2 protein-coding genes are annotated in these 2,142 nt (G+C 45.1%); both read left to right on the top strand.

The genetic code is table 11. The annotated features are described in order from the left end of the window. The first annotated feature begins 317 nt into the window (after positions 1-317). Positions 318-629 carry an XRE family transcriptional regulator gene (locus tag D0S45_20195; protein ID TIH11260.1) on the top strand — a complete coding sequence of 104 codons (312 nt, stop codon included), beginning with the start codon at positions 318-320 and terminating at the stop codon, positions 627-629. Beyond that, on the top strand, positions 626-1,882 hold the full coding sequence (locus D0S45_20200) for a type II toxin-antitoxin system HipA family toxin (protein TIH11261.1): 1,257 nt from the start codon (positions 626-628) through the stop codon (positions 1,880-1,882). The genes D0S45_20195 and D0S45_20200 overlap by 4 nt, the downstream gene beginning before the upstream one ends. Positions 1,883-2,142: the final 260 nt, after the last annotated feature.

The following is a 2,142-nucleotide window of genomic DNA, read 5'->3' on the forward strand; positions in this document are numbered from 1 at the left end:
CCCCGGATTGCTTCCAGAGCTATCTTGGCCTTGAATTTGTCCGAATGCTTCCGTCTTTTTCCTGTTTTGCTCATACGTCCTTCCTTATCGTTTTTAGGACGCAGACTCCACCTTAACTCGTGGTCCTAATTTCGGGGGAAAGCGCAGTCTTAATGTCACGCATTCATGCAAAATCTTAAGCAATATCAAGACAACTCAGCCCCATATAGGTAATCTTAATGGGGCTTTTCTTACCAGTTTACAAACTATACAGAAACATAATTAAACACCCTTATTATGTTTACTAAAATCTTTTTTCATGATTAAATACTACTATTATGTCACTACTGAACAAAACTCCTGCTGACAGTTTCGCGACCTTGGGACAAAACATTCGTGAACAAAGACTCATTCGCAACTGGACCCAAAAGGCCTTGGCTGAAAGATCCGGAGTACCGCTTTCCACTCTCAGAAAATTTGAACAGACTGGAAAAATCTCTCTAGAATCATTTGTTCAAATTTGCTTTTGCCTAGATATTCTTGACGACTTAGTGCAGGCAACAGAACCCCGAAAACAAAAATTTACTTCAATGGATCAGGTACTCGATAAAACCACACCGAAAAAACGAAAGCGAGGCAGCGGAAAATGAGCGCAACAACGAGCAACCACGAACGGCTTGATGTGTACTGCAACTTCGGTATGATACGTCATCATGTTGGCATTCTAGCCCAACGCTCCGGCGATATTTACTTTGAATATTCAGACGATTTCATCAGTACCGGTATTGAACTCTCCCCCATAAAGCTGCCGACCAAACAAAAGTTCTTAAAATGCAATTCACCCTTTGAATCCCTGCCTGGCGTATTTTATGATTCCCTACCTGATGGATGGGGACGCCTGCTTATGGAACGACTGCTTAGATCCATGGGCATACACCCAAGACAGATTACCCCGCTGGATCGGCTAGCATATGTAGGATTGAACGGACTTGGAACTCTTGAATATGAACCAGCCGTTTCACAACCAGATTCACGAGAATTAAACCTGGATGAAATTGCCGGGTATGCCCACAATATTCTAGAGGAAGAACTTTCCGGAATGCCCAGGGACGTGCTTGAAGCTCTGCTGCATCTGAACGGGTCTTCTGCCGGGGCTAGGCCCAAGGTACTGGTTAACAGATGTTCTGATGGGACCATGAAATGCTTCCCCATGACAAGCGGTGGAGCGCGGGCGTGCCCAGACAATACTTCGGAGCCATGGATGGTAAAATTCCCGAACACTCAAGACGGCAAAGATAGCGGAGCCCTTGAATATGTCTATTCCATCATGGCCTGCAACGCAGGTATCGAAATGCCGGAAACAGACCTTCTGCCTGCCCACAACGGGCCGGGCTATTTCGGAATTAAAAGGTTTGACATATCTGGCATTGAAAGATTTCACATGCATACAGCCTGCGGATTGCTTGAAGCAGACTACCGCACCCCTGCTTTGGATTACGAAGACTTAATAAAACTCACCTACATTCTGACCAGGAACCAACAGGAAGTGGAAAAGGTCTATCGATTAGCGGTTTTCAACGTACTGGCTCACAACCGTGATGACCATGGCAAAAACTTTACCTTCCTGATGGACAAAACCGGTGAATGGTCATTTTCTCCTGCTTATGATCTGACATATTCACATGGCCCCAGCGGGGAACAGTCGACCATGGTAATGGGAGAAGGCAAAAATCCGGGAGAAGAACATCTGCTTGCACTGGCTGCTGTTGCCAATGTCAGTGAGAAAAAAGCTGAACGAATTATCGAACAAGTGCAGGCCAGCTTGTCTGGATTTGAAAAATTGGCTGGTGAGTATGGGGTTTCTGTTGGGTTGAAGAATGAGGTTATCTCTCATCTTAGCTGACCTCTGCAATAAAACATATCTTCTACTCTAGCACCACCCAAAAAAAGAAGGCCAGAACAAAACAGTTCTGGCCTTCGGCATCAAGACTACGCATTGTCAATGTAGTATTCAATTGTAGTGGTTCATACTTGATCTGACAGTCCGCCTTTCTGATGGGACCGAAATTGTCAGTTTAGTTTAAACTTTGGACCTTGTCGTTCCAGAGTTCTCTTCCATCCAGCATAGTTGCCATTGGTGTTCTACCGCAACACATTTTTCCC

Source organism: Marinifilum sp. JC120, from assembly GCA_004923195.1.
Lineage (GTDB): Bacteria > Desulfobacterota > Desulfovibrionia > Desulfovibrionales > Desulfovibrionaceae > Maridesulfovibrio.

Bases quoted from the DNA above. Each gene is read 5' to 3' on its own strand.
- D0S45_20195 (TIH11260.1), top strand. From the start codon at position 318: ATGTCACTACTGAACAAAACTCCTGCTGACAGTTTCGCGACCTTGGGA.
- D0S45_20200 (TIH11261.1), top strand. From the start codon at position 626: ATGAGCGCAACAACGAGCAACCACGAACGGCTTGATGTGTACTGCAAC.